Genomic DNA, 21,257 nt, shown 5'->3' with positions numbered 1-21,257 from the left:
TTAACTGAGCAAAAAATTGCTCAAAAACAATATAAATAATTAAAATTGAGCAAATATTTTCTCATTTTGTTATCAATGGCAGTTCATCCCACTTAAAGGGATTTCTACTAAGTTTGTCTCGTGACATTGACCAGTTGCGACCAGGTACATAACAGGTACTAATACCGAGTTTTTTCTTGCCAAATTTTGCGTGCACGTTATCTAGTGTTTTCATCAATTGTTCTTTCTTTTCTATTGCTTCAAAATCTGTGAGCAGGTCATATGTATGGCCAGCTTTAGGTTCTAAACCTGTTAGTATCACGCCGCACTTCTTATACTTAATACCTTCTTTATAAATGTGAGATACCATTTTTGTTGCAGCTTTTACGAAATCTAAAGCGCTATCTGTAGGTTCAGAGAACGAACCCGTGATTGATTTATTATAATAAGGGGCACTTTCATCAAATGGACTTGATTGTACAAACACTAGGAGACAGCCACAAAGTGACTCTTCATCACGCAAACGTTTGCAAGCTTCTTGTGCGTGCATGGCTATTGCTTCTTTCAAATCAGAGAGTTCAGTAACTTTTGTACCAAATGAACAAGATTTTATTATTTGCTTTTTTGATGGCGGAGTGTCTTCAATTTCAATGCATGAGATGCCCTGCAATTCATTAATCGTTCTCGACATAACGATAGAAAATTGCCGCTGCATTTCGCGTGCTTCAGTACATGCTAAATCTAAAACAGTCTTAACACCTATACTATGTAGTTTTTTTGCGTGCTTACGCCCAACCCCCCAGACCTCACTCACATCTATTAGAGAAAAGTAATATTCTTTGTTGCACGGATCCATACCGACTAAATCACATACTCCATTAAAGCCGGGGTTTTTCTTTGCAATGTGATTGGCAATCTTTGATTCAGTTTTACTCCTGCCAATCCCAACACAGACAGGCAAACCTAGCCATTTCCATATTTGTTGACGCATTTGCTGACCAACTTTTTCTAAATCAAAGTTCTTCTCATAAGCTGTGAAATCAACAAAGCACTCATCAATAGAATAAGGTTCAACTTCTTCTTCAGTAACGTATGAAGCAAGGATCTTATGAAAGCGCCGTGACATTTCTGCATACATTGCATAGTTACTTGATAGCACTACTACGTTATGTTTTTGAACTATGTCTTTAATTTGGAAAAGTGGCACACCCATCCGGATTCCAAGTGCTTTAGCTTCATTTGAGCGTGCAACAGCACAGCCATCGTTATTTGAGAGCACGATAGTACTTTTGTTATTCAAACTTGGGTTGAAGACTCTCTCACATGACACATACATATTATTTACATCAATGAGAAAGAAGGCTTTATTTTCATGCCTCATGATTTTTTTCTTGTATTTTTTAGAATATAAGTAACAACACCCCAAATTATTAATTCTTGCCCCTCCTTAAGATGTATATCGGCATAATCTGGGTTTTCAGCTTTTAGCCAGCGCTTTTCTTCAATCATTAGGCGCTTAACAGTAAAATCATTATCAATAAGAGCAACAACAATATCGTTGTGTTTAGCGTCAAGGCTACGATCAACAATTAGTTCGTCATCAATATCAATGCCTGCATTTAGCATTGATAAAGAGGCCACTCTGACAATAAATGTTGCGGTCTCATTTTTAATTAAGTGCTCATTCATATCGAGTGATCGATCAATGTAATCTTGAGCAGGTGAGGGAAAGCCGGCAGATACCTTTTCAATAGCTAATGGTATTGATAAATGCGTTGATGGAGTAACTAATTTTATTGAGGCGACATCAGTCAAAGCATTGCCAAGATTGAGATGTGGCTTTATTTCAATAATAAAAGGTTCGATAGTGCTCATAGTTACTCCTTGATTTTGTTACATAATCAAGATGATATGCTAGAGCACAGTTGAAATTCAAATTTAAAAAGTTGTGGATAAATAACAACTAGTCATTACTTGTCGCGCTAGTCGGTGCATTTGGTCGGAAATTCTTCATATGATTGGTTCCTATAAGAAGAAATATTTTATAGGTGAAAATTTTATATAGAGCTCATGTCAAACATACTTTTTAAGATCGAAATGATACATTTTCTAATGGGACCTCAACGGTACCACAGGCTTTAAATGCATGGGGTAAATGATTGGTAAGATATATAAATAGTGTGTGCTCGTTAAATGTAAAGTCTAATTTATAAGTATTCATTTCATTTAGTGTATTAAGAAGAATAGATTTACATTCATCCTCGGCAAATTGATTAATTAAATCTGACAATCCATCAGTACCATTGATGTCAAATACATCATATATATTAACTTTGCGAGTAGGATTAAATTTAAAATTAATAGAATAAATGTAATAATTAGGATGTATATTACCAAAGTCATCATTATGTGAGAGTTCAAGACTTAAATATTCTTGATCGAATTTTAGAATAGTATAATAAGATTCAACTTGAAAAGGATGTTTTGAACTACGTTCAATAAGATGATCTATTTCTATAGAGGCATAATCACGGATATCATTTATAATTTCATAACCTAACTGTTGTACAAAAACATTAATAATATTTAAATCAATATTAGTATTACCTGAAAATATAGGAATATTGATTTTGGAATCAATATTAATTCTTTTATCAATTTCTAGTGGTAATATCATATTTGTGTAAGAAATTCCATTATAACTTTCTTTAATTTTTTTCTTAAATATATAAGTTCCACCTGCATCCCCCTCTATGTTTAGCGAACCATACTCGGGGGTCTGTTTTCTTGTACTAGAGAAATTTGTGATAGTGTTTTCACAAAATGAATTGAAAGTTAAAGTTTCATTCTCATTTTCTTTCAAAGTTAACTGAATAGCTTTATTAAACGGGCTATTATCATTTTCTTGTCCATCACTAACCTTTTCTAATCCTCCAGAAGTTAGAGCTTGTCTAGACTTCTTATCTACTAAGGCTTCTAGCCCACCACCTCTAGTTCTAGTGAATATAGAACCAGAAAAACAGCTATCTGAAATTACAGCAATGTGTTTAGCTTTAGAGTATGCGAGGAATGATAACAAGTTATTTATATCAAACCATGTAGTAGGATCGTCAAATTTGCTATCGGAGCAAAGCCAATAACCTTGACGTAAATAATGATTATATTCACCATGACCTGCAAATATTAATAAAATAGAATCACTTTCGAAGGAGTTCATAAACTCCTCATTCAATCTTCTATATAAATAAGAAAGAGTTGTTTGCTCAGGTTTGCTATACAGTACTAAGCCTAATTCATCAAGATTATATTCATAATCAGTATTTAATATATTTAAAATGCTATTAATATCATTGAGGCAATTTTTTAAATTTTCTTCTGGAGCATTGGTGTACTCATCTATAGCAATAGCAATTATTTTATCCATTTATTAACTTTAATTTTAAAGTAAGATAGTGCAATTTACATTAATTTAAATATTTTTCAATTGTTAAGTTTAATTTAGATAACTGTCTTATTTTATAATCAGAATCAAAAAATGATTAGTGTGAGACTTTTTTGTTGGATCTTGGAAAATAATTCGATTTAAATTCGTTTGAAGGCATTTCAAAAAAAAATTGATTCGCCTCTTCTTTTTTACAATTCAACCAATCATTCCTATATTCCTCTGGGATAATAATAATCGATCTTTTCTCATCTTCAGGTTTATGAAACTGGTTCATGAAGGGATGGGCGTCAGCGTTAATTGTGAGCATAGACATTGAGCGAACTTGCTGCCCATCAATCACGGTCGAGTCATAAATTGCAGCGACTGTGAATGGCAAGCCATCCTCCCGATAGATTCCCCAACGTTCGGCTTTACCGTTTACGTAACGTGGTTCATAAATTTTTTCAACTGGGATTAAAGCAAACTGACTTTTAGTCCAAGCGTGTCGGAAGCTAGGCTTTTTATCTACAGTTTCAGTTCTGGCATTATACGTATACTTTGAGAATTTAAGATCATGGTTCCATGGAGGTATCATTCCAAACTTAACCTGCCGCCATTCGATATGACCGTCTTTAGAAAAAATAAGAGGGCAATCGTAACCAGGATAAACATCGGCCTGATAGTCAAAAGTAGGTTCGAAAAGATTAAGAAGGTGTACTCGATTTTTTTCAATTGGTTCGTAATTCGCACACATAGCTAAATCCTTTAACTTTTTTTATAACTTATTATTTTTGTACAAACTTGTGTACATATTTTTATTACAACTTGTATATTCTTAAATTAGTTTAGATAAATCAATTACTTGTTAAATGTACCATTCTTATCAAACATTATAATTTTAGACATATTTTTAAATATCTCCAAAATCATTTAAAACAAAATTTCTAAGACACATCAACCATATATCCTTTTAAAATCATAAATTAAACAAACTTATAAACACTCAAATTAATTTAAAGCTCTATCCATTAATTTTCTAAAATTTGTACAGATTAATAGGATGGAGAGGGAAGATAAAGGGTTTGAAATTATAACGCGGAAGTTTGCAAAACAAAAAATAATAATGAAACAGTTTTAGTAGAAAATTCTTTCGTTGGTTGGGCTAAAAAACATCACCATAATCTTATAAATTGGAAATATAAAAATTTATTTAAGGTTTTGCTTTATTATGGTTAAGTTCGCTTACATAGTATACGTATTGGCAAACATTTTATAAATTGAAGAATACTTGTTTAAAGTTATATTTAAAAATATGTCTATAAGAACTTAGGGAAAACAATGAAAATTGGATTTATTGGCGGAACCAATGACGGTATCGTAATCAATGCTGCCGATGGCCTTGATACTTATAAACTTGACTGGCACTACAAAGCAGAAAAACACTGTGAATCACAATTTACATTAGGGCTTAATGGACCTGAGTATGATTATTACAATTTATTAATTCTAAGAAAAAATAAAGAGGCTAAACTTTTTTATGTGCTTACTACTATGGAGAAAGAGGAAATAGCCAATAAAATCCATGAATATTGGGAATGCTCGACCTGTGTTGGTTACGACTTTGATGAGTAAGCATTCCTGATTTCATATAGCACATGTGCTCTTAATTCATGGTCGAGAGGAACCTTAGGATGGTTAAAGCTCTTCACTTTCTGCATTCCCAGCCTTTCCATTACAGCTTGAGATGGTCTATTAAGAGTAGATGTGAATGACACGACCTTATCTAAATTGAGTACATTAAAAGCATAGTCTAAAACAGTTTTTGCTCCTTCAGTTGCATAACCTTGCTTCCAAAATTCTTTTGCAAGTCGCCAACCAATTTCCACGCATGGAGAGAAATCAAATTGTTCAGGTTGGTTGTGCAAACCAATAAATCCGATAAATTGATGGCTTTCTTTTAATTCTACTGCCCAAAACCCCCAACCATTTTCATCAATGAGAAGTGAAATTTTTTGTATTAAGTTAAGACTTTCTTGGGGTGTTAGAAGGTTTGGGAAAAATTGCATGACGTCTTGATCTAGGCCCATTTTGATAAAAGGCTCATAATCATTTTCTTTCCACTGTCTTAAAATTAAACGTTTAGTTTCGATCATAGGGTTGCTCTTGGATGGAAAATTTGAGATTAAAGTGGTTTTTGCACAATCTTCTGTAAAATGATTTTAGAGTTGATGCTGACTACACCTTTAATTTTATTTAAAGTATTAATAACAAAATGCGAAAAAGAATTTAGATCTTTAGTCGCAACGTGTAAAACATAATTAGATTCGCCCGTAATAATATAGGCATTAATCACTTCATCAAAATTTTTGATCTGACTTAAAAAAAAGTTGTGATCATTTTCTGTTAGTTGTGCAAGTTTAATTTCAACAATTGCCTCAATTTTTATGCCTAATTTTTCATAGTTAACTTTTGCCTGATATTTTTCAATCACTCCATTTGTCTCTAAAATTTTGACACGTCGATGACAAGCTGATGTTGAAAGATTAACGAGATCGGCGAGTTCTTGGTTACTTAATCGAGCGTTATCTTGCAAATGCCTTAAGATTTTTAGATCGGTTGCATCTATATTCATTTTCGAATTTCATCCGTATATTTTCGTTTTAATTAGAATTTTATACGGAAATTAAAGAATTTAATCAAATATTATCGAATAAATCGTAAGAATTGCCATGATAAAATTCAAACACAAAGGAAATGTTGAAATAGGTGAAATAACAAATGATTACTCATGAACAGTGCCTCTATTGGGATCGGGAAGATGAACTCAAAAAATTTAAAGATGAATTTGCGCTTCCAAAAGAAGTGATTTATTTAGATGGTAATTCTTTAGGCGCAAGACCAAAGAAATCATTAGATGTCGCTCAGCATATTATTTCCCAAGAATGGGGAGAGGATTTGATTAATAGCTGGAACAAAGCAGATTGGTGGGGATTGCCAACGAGATTAGGCGATAAAGTTGCAAGGCTAATTGGTGCGGAGCAGGGTGAAGTTGTCATTTCAGACTCAACCACCTTGAATTTATTTAAAGTCTTATCAGCAGCGGTAAAAATTCAAGCCGAAAAATTTCCAGAACGTAAAATTATTGTGGCGGAAAAAGATGCCTTCCCAACAGATATTTATATTATTGAGGGTTTCATTGATTTAATTCACCAAGGTTATCAAGTTGAATTGATTGATGGCCCAGATGATTTGTCACGTGTGTTAGAAAAAGATGTAGCAGTAGTTGTACTTTCTCATGTGAATTATCGAACTGGATATTTCTATGACATGGCATCTATTAATCAACAAATTCACGCTAAAGATGCTTTGATTATTTGGGATTTATGTCACTCAGTTGGTGCAGTTCCTATGGACTTAAATCAGAGTAATAGCGATTTTGCGATTGGTTGTACTTATAAATATTTAAATGGTGGTCCGGGTTCTCCAGCTTTGTTGTGGGTAAATCAAAAGCATCGTGACCAGTTCTGGCAGCCGTTATCGGGTTGGTGGAGTCACAAGAAACCATTTGATATGGCACAGCATTATGAGCCAGCGAATAGTATTCGTCGTTATTTGTGCGGAACTCAACCTATCATTTCTATGAGTTTGATTGAATGTGGTGTTGATATTTTCTTGCAGGTAGACATGCAAAAAATACGTGAGAAATCTCTAAAATTGACAGATTTGTTTATTCAACTCGTCCATCAGGAATGTGGGCAGTTCGGTTTTGAACTTATTACCCCTTTAAATCATCAATATCGTGGCAGCCATGTCAGTTATCGCCATGAATATGGCTATGAAATTATTCAGTCACTCATTGCCCGAGGCGTGATCGGTGATTATCGAGAGCCAGAAGTATTACGTTTTGGAATTACTCCGCTATATCTGGGTTTTGAAGATATCTGGAATGCTGTACAGCATCTTAAACAGATCATGCTGAATAGCGAATGGAAAAATGAGCGCTATTTGGTTAGAGGCGAAGTGACCTGATATTTGGGAAGCAAAATCAGAAAAATGGCTAGGAGGGCCTATGAGCAGTTTTGATGAAATACAAAATAGAGAAGCAGGCTTACATAAGAAATTATCTGCAAAGCAAATGGGAATGATCGCAATTGGTGGAGCGATTGGTACTGGACTGTTTATGGGAAGCAAGTTTGCAATCAGCTTTGCTGGCCCAGCCGTTATTGTTAGTTATGCGATTGGTGGTCTAATTGCATTTGCTATCATGGCTTGTTTAGCTGAAATGACAGTTCAGCATCCGACTTCGGGTTCCTTCGGCGCCTATGCAGAACATTATATTAGTCCACTTGCAGGGTTTTTAGTCCGTTATTGCTATTGGGCATGCATTGTATTAGCAGTGGGCACAGAGATTACAGCAGTTGCTGACTATATGAAATTATGGTTCCCACATGTCGGTTCTTGGATCTGGATTGCTTTTTTCTCGGTTACCTTGCTGGTTGTAAATGCCTATAGCGTTAAGGCTTTTGGATTGGTTGAATATTGGTTTTCGACCATTAAAGTCTTCGCCATTATTGTATTTATTCTTTTGTCTATTGGCATATTGACTCAGAGTCATGAAGGAACAGGACAAGTCATTTCCAATTTAACTGAGCATGGCGGCTTTTTCCCCCATGGTTTTAGTGGGGTTTGGATTGGAGTCATTATTTCAATATTTAGCTATTTAAGTATCGAAATGATCGCTGTTGCGGCAGGTGAGGCTAAAGATCCGGAGCGAGCTGTTAAAACTGCCTTTAAAAGTACTGCAATTCGCTTAATCCTATTTTATTTACTGTCTTTATTTTTAATTGTGGCACTTGTTCCATGGACGGATTTAATTGGTACTGAAACGACTAGCCCTTTTGTAATGGTAATGAAAATTGTAGGTATTCCATATGCAGACAGTATTTTAAATTTCATTGTAATTGTCGCAGCTCTATCAGCTATGAACAGCATGCTCTATATCTCAACACGTATGTTGTTTAGCTTGTCGCGGGCTGGTGATGCCCCAAAGCTATTTGGACGTATTAGTAGCAATGGTGTGCCAGTTAACGCGCTGCTCTTATCTGCTGTTGGTATTGGTATTGCGAGCATCGTCTATACGATTAACCCAGCTTCAGCTTTTCCCATCATGATTGCGCTATCCATGTTTGGAGCATTATTTACGTGGGGTAGTATCTTTGTTACGCATATGTTTTTTAGAAGAAATATGACGCAACAAGGTTTGCAATTAAAGTTTAAAGTTCCAGCTAGTCGGTTTATTTCGTTGTTGGGATTAATCGCGATTTTAAGTATCACTATTACGACTTGGTTTACCAATGAATTTAAGTCAACTCTACAATTCGGTGTTCCTTTAATTGTTGTTCTTACGTTTTTCTATTATTTAAAACGCTCATCAGCCAAGCTTTCTTTGAGTGCTCATGAAGAATCGTTGAAGTGAGAAGCATATGAAACAATATGATAATTCGATTACTGTGGCTAATGAAGATGAGATACTGACTAGCTTTCAAATAAGAAGTTTAGTCAGCTATCAAGAATATAGACACATTCGAGATATTCAATATGGTGCTCATCCCCGATCTACGTTAGATTTATTTCCTGTAGAACAGACGAATAAAACCATTATTTTTATCCATGGTGGATATTGGCAGTGGTGTGAGAAATCAGATTTTGCTTTTATTGCGCCGTATATTTTAGAACAAAGAGCTCAATGTATTCTTCTAGAATATGACTTAGCTCCACAGAGTAAAATTGCAGATATTGTAACTCAAGTTTATCAAGCTCTCGATTTCATTGCAGGGCAAGATTGGATAACCGATGAAGTTGTGTTGGTTGGACATTCGGCAGGAGCTCATCTCGGCGCATTAACTTTAGACCATCCACTCATATCTGAGATAGTCTTCTTAAGTGGAATTTATGATTTAGAGCCAATACAAAAGACCCATTTAAATCATGCGCTAAATTTGACAAAAGAAGATATTTTGAAATATAGCCCTATTTATCATAAAGAGAGAATTCATATCCCTTGTAAAATCTTATGTGGAGAACTGGAACTCGAAGAATTGAAATGGCAAAGTCAGATCTATTTTGAAAGTAAAAGTAGCCAAGATCTGGATTTGGTTCAGTTTAAGCTTATTCCAGAGGTCAATCATTATTCAATTCTAGATTATTATTTTAAGTCGGAATTCATATAAGTAATTGAAAAATATATTATATAACCTCTATCTGTATAAAAAGGATTATATTCAAAATTTAATTGCCACCAAAATGTGAGCTCAATCACAACTAATCCTGTTTTTTGCAGAAAGTACTAGTTGTTGTTGACCTGACTATTAAACTTAATTAGATTAAAAAGATAGTGCTTTCTCACTAGACGACAAAATGTTTAGCTGTTGTTTGGATGAGTTTCAAGTCCGTAGCTTCCCAAGATACGGACTTTTTTATTTTTTAATTATAAGTAAAATATAATAACTATTTATTATGATGTTTGATCATCTTAGAAGGTATTAAACTTTAATAGTTTTTATAAATTTTTAATGAATATTGTAAATATAAATTTAGAACTTACTGGCTGTAAATTTAGGCTTATAAAATAAGTTTATAATATAATTTAAAAACAACTTCATAAATTTGTCATATTTTTTAGCTAAATTAAAGTTATAAAAAGAAAAAACTATAACAAATAATAAATACTGTTCTTTAATTTTAAATCCAGTCGACTCCTATGGGGTGGCTTTTTTATTTGAAAAAGAAGGAGCCTTTATGAAAGTACAATATTTTGAAGGTGGGATGTATGAACATATGTGTCCAGCTTGTGGGCATCTCCACTATATTCCGGTGGAGTATCCCTTTTCTAATGGACGCCAGTGTACCTTTAATGGCAGCTTTGAGAAGCCAACATTTAATCCAGACATAAGTATTGTTGATCATTGTCATTATTTTATTAAGGAAGGGTTTATTGAATACGCTACCCATAGTAAACATCATTTAGCTGGACAAAGAGTAGAACTGCCTGAACTAGAAGATGGGTAAATATTTTAATTAATAATATTTATATTTATTTTTTTGAAGTAATATTTTTTTACGTATTTGGTACTGAAGCTTTATAGTTAAAAAATTTGTAAATCTCTTCTAGTTGCTGATTTATTTAAATTCTGAAATAATTTTTATAAATAATTGTTTTATTGTGTGTTTATGGATATTTGGAAATTTTTGCGAAGCTTTAATACAGTTGGTACCTATCTTGCACTTTCTACTTTTATATTAGTGGTACTGATTATATATTTCTATATTTTAAATCCCGCATAAAAATTTATGCTGAAAAGCATGAGTTAAATTTTAATATTAAAGTTCTATATTTTTAATTTATTTGAATTGGTTCACATTTTTGATTAAAAAAATATACTGGCGTTGTGAAAAATAAGATTTTGTGAAAATATAATTTGGTTTCACTATAGGAGAGTATAAGAAAAATTTCTTTCTAAAATATTTAAACCTTAAAGATAAAGATAAAGATAGTACAGATCATAACAAAAATGCCTGAAATAAAAGATATGGAGATTTTTAATGAAGTTTTGCCAAGTATCGGCTGTTTTCTTAACAATGGCCGCCGTCAATTTTGTCTATGCCGCAACCCCCACATCAAGCTCTATCTTAGATTCTTCGCAAGTAAAAGGAATTATTAAAAACCAATATATTGTTATTCTTAATAAAGTTGCTGGCCGACCTACAGATTTTGCCCAGAATATTGCTAAGCAACATGGAGGCAAAGTTCTTCAATCTTATGACACTGTACTTAAGGGTTTTGCAATTTATTTGCCAGATACAGCGGCTACTGCTTTTGTCGAAGCAATGAAAAAAAATCCACAAGTACTTTCAGTAGAAAACGATACAGTCATGAAAATTGATGTGACTACTCAGAGTAATCCGGATTGGGGACTAGATCGGGTAGATCAAAAAGCTTTGCCTTTAAATTCTACGTATTCTTATTCACAAACAGGTTCTGGCACGACTGCTTATATTGTTGATACAGGTATCTTGTCTAGCCATCAACAATTTTCTGGACGTGTACAAGCGGGTTATACGGCGATATCTGATGGGAAGGGCACAACTGACTGTAATGGGCATGGGACTCATGTCGCTGGTACGGTGGGTGGAAGTGCGTATGGGATTGCAAAGAATGTAAGTTTAGTTCCAGTTCGAATTTTAGGTTGTGATGGTTTTGGTGCCTCTAGTAACGTGATTGCTGGTTTAGATTGGATATTAAAAAATGGTAAAAAACCTGCTGTTGTAAATATGTCGTTAGGTGGAGATGCAAGTGCATCTTTAGACAGTGCAGTTGAAAATCTATTTAATAATGGTTATGTCGTGGTGGTGGCAGCAGGAAACTCAAATACGGATGCATGTAACTCTTCACCAGCAAGAGTGAGTAAAGCAATTACAGTCGCTGCTACAGATAATACTGATACACGGGCAAGTTATTCTAATTATGGCAGTTGTGTTGATATTTTCGCACCAGGAAGTCAGATCAATTCTGCATGGATTGGTAGTAATACAGCAACTAAAGTGCTAAATGGAACTTCAATGGCTACTCCACATGTTGCTGGCGTAGTTGCTGAAATGTTGCAAAGTGCACCTACTGCAACACCTCAAACAATTTCAACTAATCTTGTAAATCAGGCGAGTAGTAATGTGGTAAAAAATCCATCTGGTAGTCCAAATCGTTTGTTATATAAGGCTCCTTAATAAAAAATGTAGTCTGTAGATCGTAAAAAGGTCCCGAAGGACCTTTTTTAAATTTTAGCGTGAGTACCATATTTATCAATCATGATTGAACTGGCTTCATTTAAGCCGCGTACAGTAACTTTTATGCCATTTTTTTGAAATTTATTGATGGCCGAATCAAGCATTGCTACTGAGGTCACATCCCAAATATGTGAGTGAGTTAAATCTATAATGACGTTTTGGATTTCTTCATTAAAGTTAAAACTTTGTAGAAACTTTTCAGAAGAACTAAAGAAAATCTGACCTCTTAAATCATATAAACGGGCTTCACCTTCAAAAGAAGCATTTACATGGATGTCATTTTCAAGTTTATTTGCTAAAAATAATGCCGAAAGTAATACACCAGTCAATACACCTAGCGCTAAGTTATGAGTGGCAACCACCACAACAACAGTTGCGATCATAACGATATTGCTACTTTTAGGATTAGTTTTAAAGTGAGTTAGAGAACTCCACTCGAAAGTACTAATTGACACCATAATCATAACAGCCACAAGAGCAGCCATTGGAATAACCTTCAGCCAATCACTTAAAAAAACAACTAAAATCAGTAAAAATATGCCGGCACAGAAAGTAGATAAACGCGTACGACCACCTGATTTTACATTAATCATTGATTGGCCAATCATCGCACAACCCGCCATTCCACCCATAAAACCTGAGGCAATATTGGCAATACCTTGACCTTTGCACTCTTGAAATTTATCGCTTGGAGTGTCCGTCATTTCATCAACAATTGTTGCAGTCATCATTGATTCAAGTAAACCCACCGCAGCAAGGGCTAAAGAATAAGGAAGAATAATAAGGAGTGTTTCTGAATTAAAAGGAATATCTGGAATTAAAAAGATAGGTAAGGTATCTGGTAATGACCCCATATCACCAACCGTTCGAACATCCATACCTAGAAAAATGGCGAGTAGCGTGATAATAACAATACAAATGAGGGGGGAAGGAAAGAATTTTCCAATTTTTGGTATGTAAGGAAATAGGTAAATAATTCCTAAGCCGATTACTACTAATAAGTAGACATGCCAAGTCACGTTTACTAACTCTGGTAATTGAGCCATAAAAATGAGGATGGCGAGGGCATTAACAAACCCAATAACAACCGATTTGGAAACAAAACGCATGAGTTTAGCGAGTTTAAAATATCCAGCTAAAATCTGTATGGCACCGGTTAAAACTGTTGCTGCAAATAGGTATTGAAGTCCATGGTCTTTTACAAGTGTCGTCATGACTAGGGCCATGGCACCTGTAGCTGCCGAAATCATAGCGGGACGACCACCAACAAATGAAATAATAACGGCAATACAAAAAGATGCGTATAAACCGACTTTTGGATCTACACCTGCAATAATTGAAAATGCAATTGCTTCGGGAATTAAAGCAAGACCAACAACAAGACCTGAAAGAATATCTGCACGGACATTAGAGAACCATTGTTCTCGGACATTCGATAACATGAGGGAATAGCCTATAGTTCTAGATTTTGAAAAGGCTAGTGATGTGATATATCAACACAAGCGACTACACCACATCACTAAAAATGATGAGTTATTTACAATGATAAGGGTAAATAAACTTAAGGTGGCGTAAGTGTCATGATGATAGAGAATTTGAGGCTTTTAAAAGTGGCGAAAGAATAACATAGGTTGTTAAAGTTGACTAACTTGAGCTTATTAAATCGGGTCGATAAAAGGGTTAATCGTAATTTTTCATTTCCGCTTTGGGCATCGAGGTAAATTCATTTAATGGCATGTCTAAGAAAAAATCTTTTGCTTCAGAATGGTTACAGTTGAGCCAATCATTTCTAAGATGATCTGGTATTACAATAATTGAGCGTTTTTCATCATCAGGTTTATGAAATTGTTTCATGAAAGGATGTTGATCGGCATTAATGGTTAATAGCGACATCGATCTCACTTTCTGCTCATCAATTATCGTTTCTTCATAGATCGCAGCAAGTGTAAAAGGTTGCCCATCTTGACGGAATATGCCGTACCAATGCGCTTTTCCATTAATATATTTTGGTTCATAAATTGCTTCAACAGGAATAAGGGCAAATTGGTCATTTGACCACGCATGTTTAAACGAACGTTTTTGCTCTACGGTCTCCGTTCTTGCATTATAAGTTGCATACTTGAAAGAAATTTCTTTTGCATAGGGCGGAAGCATTCCAAATTTAGCTTTTCGCCATTCAACTTCATTTTGATGGGATAAAATGAGAGGGCAATCATCGCTAGGATAGACGTCCATCTTATATTCAAAAGTTGGTTCAAATAAGTTTAATTGATTGGCATGAGTTTTCTTTATGGGTTTAAAATTTGCGCACATAAGATATCCCTATATATAAAATACTCTTCAATTACAGCTTCTAACTTTTAACTTCTTTAGATGTATATTTTTATAATTAGAATTGTCTCTTTGAGTATTAATTTTTATCTATCAATTACTTCGTTAATAAATGGTTATTTAAAATTATGTTCATTTTAGAAAGTATTAAGATATAAAATTAATAGAGTAAGTATAAAAAAAGATCGACCTTAAGTTTAAGTTACTCATCTTAAAGGTAACTTTGTATAAGTGTTCATCCATTTTGAATAGCTACTTTTATGCAACAGAGCCTTTCAGAAATTTAGATTTTAATAGATTCGTTATTCATCATAATACAAATCATATAGAGAACTCATACAAACCCTTTATTAGAGGTTTGAAAATTCTCGGAAAATTTTGACAATTTATAAGGTGGACACATGAATAAACATTTTTTGGCTAAAATTACGTTATTAGGTGCCGCTCAGCTACTTACGCTCAACTCTGCATTTGCTGATATTCCTCTTACGCCATCTCAGTTTGCTAAAGCGAAAACAGAAAATTTTGACAAGAAAGTTATTCTCTCTAATTTAAATAAGCCACATGCTTTGTTGTGGGGGCCTGATAATCAAATTTGGTTAACTGAGCGAGCAACAGGCAAGATTCTAAGAGTTAATCCAGAGTCGGGTAGTGTAAAAACAGTTTTTCAGGTTCCTGAAATTGTAAATGATGTGGATGGACAAAATGGTTTATTAGGTTTTGCCTTCCATCCTGACTTTAAAAATAATTCTTATATCTATGTTTCAGGCACATTTAAAAATCCGAAATCTACAGATAAAGAATTACCGAATCAAACGATTATTCGTAGATATACCTATAACAAAGCAACAGATAGTTTTGAAAAGCCTGTAGATTTATTAGCTGGATTACCTTCATCGAAAGACCATCAGTCGGGCCGTCTTGTCATTGGTCCAGACCAAAAGATTTACTATACGATTGGTGACCAAGGGCGTAACCAGCTTGCTTACTTGTTCTTGCCAAATCAAGCACAACATACGCCGACTCAACAGGAACTGAGTGGTAAAGACTATCATGCCTATATGGGTAAAGTATTACGCTTAAATCTGGATGGAAGTATTCCAAAAGATAATCCAAGTTTTAATGGTGTAGTTAGTCATATTTATACGCTCGGTCATCGTAACCCACAGGGTTTGGCATTTACTCCAAATGGAAAACTACTGCAATCTGAACAGGGCCCAAACTCTGACGATGAAATTAATCTCATTGTTAAAGGTGGTAACTATGGTTGGCCAAATGTAGCGGGTTATAAAGATGACAGCGGTTATGCTTATGCAAATTATTCGGCAGCAACCAATAAAGCACAAATTAAAGATTTAGGACAAAACGGTTTAAAAGTAGCAGCAGGTGTTCCTGTGACTAAAGAGTCTGAATGGACTGGTAAAAACTTTGTGCCACCGCTAAAAACCTTATATACCGTCCAAGATACCTATAACTATAATGACCCCACTTGCGGGGAGATGACTTACATTTGCTGGCCAACAGTTGCGCCGTCATCTGCTTATGTCTATAAGGGCGGCAAAAAAGCAATTTCTGGTTGGGAAAATACATTATTGGTTCCATCTTTAAAGCGCGGTGTTATTTTCCGTATTAAGCTAGATTCAACTTACAGTGCTACTTATGATGATGCTGTACCGATGTTTAAGAGCAATAACCGTTATCGTGATGTGATTGCAAGTCCAGATGGGAATGTTTTATACGTGTTAACTGATACTGCCGGAAATGTCCAAAAAGATGATGGTTCTGTAACGAATACATTAGAAAACCCCGGATCTCTGATTAGATTTACATATAAAGCTCAGTAACAGAGGCTATTAAAAAAACCGATCTACATAAGATCGGTTTTTTTCAGTTTAAGAAAAACTATTCAGTTACGACTAATACCGGTAAATGAATTTCTCCTAAAAGAGCTTGAGTCACACTTCCTAAGAAGAACTTTTTAAACCCTTTTCGACCATGAGAGCCAATGACTAACAAGTCTGCTTTGAGCTCAGTAGCTGCTTTAATAATTTCTGTGTGAATTGTTTGACCTTCAACAATTTTTGTTTCAACAGAAATTCCATGTTGGCTAAATTGCTCTTTTGCTTGGTCTAAAATACCCTGAATAGATGCTTTAGCTTTATTAAAATAATCCTGTGCTAATTCTGTACTATCAATGAATTCTACAGAAATAAAAGGATCTATCGTAAGCGCATATACTAGAGTCACTTTACTACCAAAGGCTTTAGCAAGACTTGCAGCGTGATTTACAGCAATGAGTGAAGTAGGAGAACCATCGACTGGAACCAAAATATGGTGGTAACTCATATATTGCTCCTTATTGTCTTTTGACAATGTTTATCTTAGAAGAAATTAAGTTTGTTATCGTTATGGTTATATTATCGCCAATTTTTATAATTTTATTGTTTATTTTTAGTGTGAATAAGTGAGCCGTAAATTCTCTTAAGCATTTATCTTAAGACATGATAATGACTTTCTAAATAAGGCTGATTTTGCTTAAGTATAGAGATAACTTGGTTAGCATCAACAGCAGATTCAAACAAAAATCCTTGGCCTATGTTGTATCCAAATTGACGAAGTAATTCTTCTTGTTCTGGGGTTTCGATGCCCTCTGCAATGAGCCCAAGTGACAGATTAGGGGCGAGTAACCCAATCGCTTGTACAATGGCATAGATAGATGGGTCATGTTGCATCTTTTGTATAAAACTACAATCCACTTTTAAACTGTCAATTGGATAGTCACGAATATGGGTAAGCGATGAAAAACCTGTACCAAAGTCGTCTAGTGCAATACGTACACCATGTTGTTTTAATTTATTGAGCGCTCGGATCACATAATCTGAACCTCGGTCACCCAGCATATGTTCAGTGACTTCTACTTCAATATAATGTGTTGGAATTTGAAATTGATTGATCTTTTTCAAAAGCCGTTCAGCATAGTTGTCTCTTAAGAACTCAACTGGTGCGGCATTGAGCGAAACAGGAAGAGGTTTAATATCTAGATCTATCCATTTTGCGATGTCACGTAAAACTTGATGCTGCATAGTTTCACCGATTTTACTCGCCAAGTTATAATCTTTAAAAGCCTCTGCGATTTGTGATGGATAACCTCTTTGAGCTGAAGTTGTATGCCATCGTAATAAAGCTTCAAAACCTACAACACGATGGGTTCTTAAGTCGACTTTGGGTTGATAGTAGGGCTGGATTGTATGATGGCGAATAAGCTGTCGTGCTAAATTCAGTTGGGACGCAACTGTTTCGGTCATTTGCATCATGCATGGATCATACATGCGAATGCCACCGCGACCACGAGCTTTTAAGTCATGCAATGCCATATCTGCACAACTTAGTAAACCTGACTGGTCTATGGCATCTTGGGGATAGATCGCACAACCAATACTCATACCGCCATTTAGAACATTACCTAAATAGGTAATAGGCTGATTTAGCTGCTGAAGTAAAATGGCTGCTAGGTCGCGTACATCATTTTCAGATTTAAGGTTATTAATAATAACTGCAAACTCATCTCCACCCAGTCTTGCAACAAAACATCTTTCATCATCAACACAATGACTAAACCGTTTGGATAAGACTTTTAAAAGATGATCGCCTGCGCTATGTCCTAAAGTGTCATTAATATGCTTAAAATGATCAAGATCAATTAATAGTAAACCAACACTTGTTTGATTATCTTTTGAATATGCAAGGGTACGTTTAAGCTGAAATTTAAATGAACGACGATTACATAATCCGGTCAGTTCATCTCGCTCACTCATATTTCTAAGCTGATTTTCTGTCAAATGCTGTTGAGTAACGTTACGTGATACACAAAGTATTTGTATGATTTCACCATTTTCCCGATGAATCGGGGTAAGCATATTATCCCAATATTCGGGGTCCTGATCTGGTAAACAGCTCATTCCAGCAAATCTGGCAACTTTGCCCTGAAGCGCTTTTTTTAAAGCGACGCGTCCACGTTTACGAATATGAGGTGGCAAAAGCTCAAGCCATTTCATACCAAATTTTGTTTCATCAACAGGAACACCCAAAGCGAGGCATCCTGATTTGTTCATATGAGAAACTGTGCCGTCTACATTTAATACTTTAATGCAATCTACACTGATGTCTAACATTTGATTTTGTATTTCAATATTCTTTTGCAAGTTTTGTTGTTCTTGAATATCGTGATCAATATCTAAAAAGCTGACATACCATTCACTGGCTAAAGAAGAGCCGCGATATTTGGATGCTTGAATGGAGAGTTTGCACCATCTATATTGATTGCCACTTTGTAAAAGTCGGCATTTTAATTCTATTCTTTTTTTCAGACGAATTGCTTCAAGCCATCTATTTTTGACTTCATCTAAATCGACAGGTGATATAAAATCCAACCATTGCTGAGGTAATGGAGAAAAAGTTTCCTGCCAATATTCTGTACACTCTACATTGCAATATAATATCAAGCCATTTTCATCACTTACCCAAGTCGGTAGTGGAATTTGCTCAACAATAAAATGCTTTTGGGTGTTGTTCGACATTGAAGTCATAACATGCCTAGAAAGATTGTATGGGCGGGTAATCTATTTATCAGTCATTATTGTAATCTTTCTGTAGTAACCAAAACAGTAATAAATAAATCTCACCTGTCTTTTTTTTGAACTAAATTTGAGGTGTTAAATAAATTATATACTTAATATTTAATTTATGTTTTTGTTATTTATTGATTTTTATTTGTGATAAGTTAAAAAAATATTTATGCTTATTTTTGTAAAAAACTTATTAAAACAGAAGCTTATAATTGACTTTAAAGACTTATCTTAATAAAACCAATGAAAATAAATTATAAAAATGATATGAAGTAATTTGCAATAATTAAAATTTTAATAAAACAAAATTTAACCATAATATATAAAGAGGGAAAGGTTTTAAAAATTCTGATTAAATACAATAACCATCATTAAGTTTACAAAAGTAATATAAAATAAAGGCTTATATTATCGTAAAATTGTTTTCATCAAGAAGGATATATATTTCCTTTTTGTGCATTTTATAGCCTACATTTTCCCCAAGATGTAGGTTTTTTTTATTCTTAATTTTTGTGTTTATAATCTCTAACTATTAAAAATAAAAAAAAGCCAAATGGCTTTTTTATACAGTTTCAGGTTTCTTCAACTCTTGTTGAATATAAAGATTCATATAATATTGTTCAATATAATCATCAGCATAGTTGTTTGCTAAGGTTTTTGTTGCCACTTGTTCATGTTTTAAATAGCAGTTTGTTTCGAGGTCTTTTTCAAGTACCCACCATTGACGGTTAATACGACGCACTTGAAACTTGTCACTTTTGTATTTTCTTTTAGCCATTTTCAAAAATTTGCTATTCAGTTGTTGAAAGAGAATTTCTACTGGACTTAGAGGCTCAAGTCAACAGATGAGAAGTTAATTGATTATTTTATGTAGGGGAGTTGTTTCTATTAAGACCTAGATGAAGCATTAAAATAGAGAAAGCTCTCGTAAAGAGAGCTTAATTATTATTATAAAACACCTGTTCCACTTTTAACGAGAAAGATTCTTTAAAAGTAATTTTAAACTTTCCATCATTTTTTCTAATTGTAACGGAGTGATACCTTCGAAAGATTGTTCGAGTACCACGCTGGTTAGATCATTAATCTTATTGATCATTTCAGTACCTTTTTCTGTAAGTACTACGCGGGTGATTCGACCATCGGTCTGACAAGAATAAGTTTCAACTAAACCTTCATCTTTTAAACGATAAACAATCTTGGTGGTCGTCGACATTTTTGAAATAATCATATCTGAAAGTTCAGAAACACTCGCATGGGGCTTACTGCTTAAAGCCAACATAATGCGTCGACGTGAGTTATCTAAACCATATTTTTTTAAAGCATTATCAATATTTTGTACATACTGAGCATGTACTTGAGTAATCCAATAATATGGAAAATCTTCAAGAGTAAAAGATTCTGTTGTAGGTAAAAAACGCGCATACTTCTTTGTCATTGACTTTTCCCCATACCTTGGTGGATCGCATTTCTGGTGAACTATCTTTAATAGTTGAAAAATATAGTTTCATCAAGCAAGTTATATCAGGACTTTACTTGGTGAGCAAAATTTATATAGTTAAATTTAACAATGACATGGTTTAACGGTCCTTATCTTGATAAACATTTCTATACTTTGCATAAACTACAAATACTCTTCTTCTATAGTCAAAGTTTGTTGAAAGTTAATGTGACTTAATGGGTCATCGCCATTAATTTCTTAAAATCTTTGACAGATATACAAGATTGCATCGAGGCTTGCTTGATTGTTAATTAAACAATATTGGCTTGCAGACGCATCGTAGAAAAAAAATTATGATTTGACCGTGGCATTGAACGAGATAGTTTTTGTCTCTAAAGTCATAATTACGAAAAATTAAGATATTTAAATAATAAATGTTTATAAATATCAAAATCTTGATGTGTTTTGTTTTTGATAAAATTTACCATACATTTAACATGAATCATCAATTATTTAGTAAATTAAAAAGGGATCGTTTATTAACTTGTTGATTATTTTAATAAAATTAAAAAAACTGGTTGAGTAGTTAAGTTTATAAATTTAACTTTTTTATCTATAA

Annotated in this window: 20 protein-coding genes; 8 read left to right on the top strand and 12 right to left on the bottom strand. The window is 34.1% G+C overall.

All coding sequences use genetic code 11. The features are described 5' to 3' along the window. Positions 1–61 precede the first annotated feature (61 nt). From MSG66_RS17690 to MSG66_RS17675, 4 genes are all read right to left on the bottom strand, one after another. A complete protein-coding gene (locus MSG66_RS17690) occupies positions 62–1,360 on the bottom strand; it encodes a Y-family DNA polymerase (RefSeq protein ID WP_324654779.1) in 1,299 nt (432 codons plus the stop codon). Next, positions 1,357–1,854 (bottom strand): translesion error-prone DNA polymerase V autoproteolytic subunit, encoded by a 498-nt coding sequence (locus MSG66_RS17685; RefSeq protein WP_324654778.1) that lies wholly within the window; start codon positions 1,852–1,854, stop codon positions 1,357–1,359. The genes MSG66_RS17690 and MSG66_RS17685 overlap by 4 nt, the downstream gene beginning before the upstream one ends. Before the next feature lie 211 nt (positions 1,855–2,065). After that, positions 2,066–3,403, bottom strand: coding sequence for a hypothetical protein (locus tag MSG66_RS17680; RefSeq protein WP_324654777.1), 1,338 nt, complete (start codon positions 3,401–3,403; stop codon positions 2,066–2,068). A gap of 115 nt (positions 3,404–3,518) precedes the next feature. Then, complete coding sequence (locus tag MSG66_RS17675; protein WP_324654776.1) at positions 3,519–4,157, bottom strand: SOS response-associated peptidase family protein; 639 nt, start codon at positions 4,155–4,157, stop codon at positions 3,519–3,521. A gap of 584 nt (positions 4,158–4,741) precedes the next feature. Between MSG66_RS17675 and MSG66_RS17670 the strand changes: the two genes are divergently transcribed. Next, complete coding sequence (locus MSG66_RS17670; RefSeq protein ID WP_133973244.1) at positions 4,742–5,035, top strand: hypothetical protein; 294 nt, start codon at positions 4,742–4,744, stop codon at positions 5,033–5,035. Here the strand turns inward: MSG66_RS17670 and MSG66_RS17665 are convergent. Next, complete coding sequence (locus tag MSG66_RS17665) at positions 5,017–5,556, bottom strand: GNAT family N-acetyltransferase (RefSeq protein ID WP_324654775.1); 540 nt, start codon at positions 5,554–5,556, stop codon at positions 5,017–5,019. The two genes, MSG66_RS17670 and MSG66_RS17665, sit on opposite strands and share 19 nt — an antisense overlap. A gap of 29 nt (positions 5,557–5,585) precedes the next feature. Next, entirely contained in the window at positions 5,586–6,035 is a 450-nt protein-coding gene (gene gigD / locus MSG66_RS17660; RefSeq protein WP_262472180.1) for an Lrp/AsnC family transcriptional regulator GigD, read from the bottom strand. A 146-nt stretch (positions 6,036–6,181) separates the two neighbouring features. Between gigD and kynU the strand changes: the two genes are divergently transcribed. From kynU to MSG66_RS17630, 6 genes are all read left to right on the top strand, one after another. Continuing rightward, positions 6,182–7,432: a kynureninase gene (kynU, locus tag MSG66_RS17655; protein WP_324654774.1), complete on the top strand. Its 1,251-nt coding sequence runs from the start codon at positions 6,182–6,184 to the stop codon at positions 7,430–7,432. Between the two features lie 40 nt (positions 7,433–7,472). Continuing rightward, positions 7,473–8,879: an amino acid permease gene (locus tag MSG66_RS17650; RefSeq protein WP_133973250.1), complete on the top strand. Its 1,407-nt coding sequence runs from the start codon at positions 7,473–7,475 to the stop codon at positions 8,877–8,879. 7 nt (positions 8,880–8,886) lie between these two features. Then, positions 8,887–9,633, top strand: coding sequence for an alpha/beta hydrolase (locus tag MSG66_RS17645; protein ID WP_133973252.1), 747 nt, complete (start codon positions 8,887–8,889; stop codon positions 9,631–9,633). Positions 9,634–10,201: 568 nt separating this feature from the next. After that, the gene (locus MSG66_RS17640) at positions 10,202–10,471 is read left to right on the top strand and encodes a DUF6527 family protein (protein ID WP_202741884.1); all 270 of its coding nucleotides are present in this window, start codon (positions 10,202–10,204) and stop codon (positions 10,469–10,471) included. Positions 10,472–10,633: 162 nt separating this feature from the next. Next, the gene (locus MSG66_RS17635) at positions 10,634–10,747 is read left to right on the top strand and encodes a hypothetical protein (protein ID WP_324654773.1); all 114 of its coding nucleotides are present in this window, start codon (positions 10,634–10,636) and stop codon (positions 10,745–10,747) included. 258 nt (positions 10,748–11,005) lie between these two features. After that, positions 11,006–12,184, top strand: coding sequence for a S8 family peptidase (locus MSG66_RS17630; protein ID WP_324654772.1), 1,179 nt, complete (start codon positions 11,006–11,008; stop codon positions 12,182–12,184). A 47-nt stretch (positions 12,185–12,231) separates the two neighbouring features. Here the strand turns inward: MSG66_RS17630 and MSG66_RS17625 are convergent, their stop codons facing one another. Continuing rightward, positions 12,232–13,686, bottom strand: coding sequence for a SulP family inorganic anion transporter (locus tag MSG66_RS17625; protein ID WP_324654771.1), 1,455 nt, complete (start codon positions 13,684–13,686; stop codon positions 12,232–12,234). A 238-nt stretch (positions 13,687–13,924) separates the two neighbouring features. Further along, positions 13,925–14,557 carry an SOS response-associated peptidase family protein gene (locus tag MSG66_RS17620; RefSeq protein ID WP_202741887.1) on the bottom strand — a complete coding sequence of 211 codons (633 nt, stop codon included), beginning with the start codon at positions 14,555–14,557 and terminating at the stop codon, positions 13,925–13,927. Between the two features lie 419 nt (positions 14,558–14,976). Between MSG66_RS17620 and MSG66_RS17615 the strand changes: the two genes are divergently transcribed. Next, a complete protein-coding gene (locus MSG66_RS17615; RefSeq protein WP_324654770.1) occupies positions 14,977–16,419 on the top strand; it encodes a glucose/sorbosone family PQQ-dependent dehydrogenase in 1,443 nt (480 codons plus the stop codon). A 58-nt stretch (positions 16,420–16,477) separates the two neighbouring features. On the opposite strand, the gene MSG66_RS17610 is transcribed toward MSG66_RS17615, so the two are convergent. The 4 genes from MSG66_RS17610 to MSG66_RS17595 all read right to left on the bottom strand — a co-directional run bounded on the left by MSG66_RS17610 (position 16,478) and on the right by MSG66_RS17595 (position 20,635). Beyond that, positions 16,478–16,921 carry a universal stress protein gene (locus MSG66_RS17610; protein WP_133973264.1) on the bottom strand — a complete coding sequence of 148 codons (444 nt, stop codon included), beginning with the start codon at positions 16,919–16,921 and terminating at the stop codon, positions 16,478–16,480. A 143-nt stretch (positions 16,922–17,064) separates the two neighbouring features. After that, positions 17,065–19,161 (bottom strand): EAL and GGDEF domain-containing protein, encoded by a 2,097-nt coding sequence (locus MSG66_RS17605; protein ID WP_324654769.1) that lies wholly within the window; start codon positions 19,159–19,161, stop codon positions 17,065–17,067. 601 nt (positions 19,162–19,762) lie between these two features. Beyond that, a complete protein-coding gene (locus tag MSG66_RS17600) occupies positions 19,763–19,978 on the bottom strand; it encodes a hypothetical protein (protein ID WP_324654768.1) in 216 nt (71 codons plus the stop codon). Positions 19,979–20,170: 192 nt separating this feature from the next. Beyond that, complete coding sequence (locus MSG66_RS17595) at positions 20,171–20,635, bottom strand: MarR family winged helix-turn-helix transcriptional regulator (RefSeq protein WP_002121027.1); 465 nt, start codon at positions 20,633–20,635, stop codon at positions 20,171–20,173. Between the last annotated feature and the right edge of the window lie 622 nt (positions 20,636–21,257).

It is taken from the genome of Acinetobacter sp. IK31, assembly GCF_035615195.1.
In the GTDB taxonomy this organism is placed as follows: Bacteria; Pseudomonadota; Gammaproteobacteria; order Pseudomonadales; family Moraxellaceae; genus Acinetobacter; species Acinetobacter calcoaceticus_C.
Note: the sequence above shows the minus strand (reverse complement) of the source record. Positions and strands in the feature narration are given on the sequence as shown.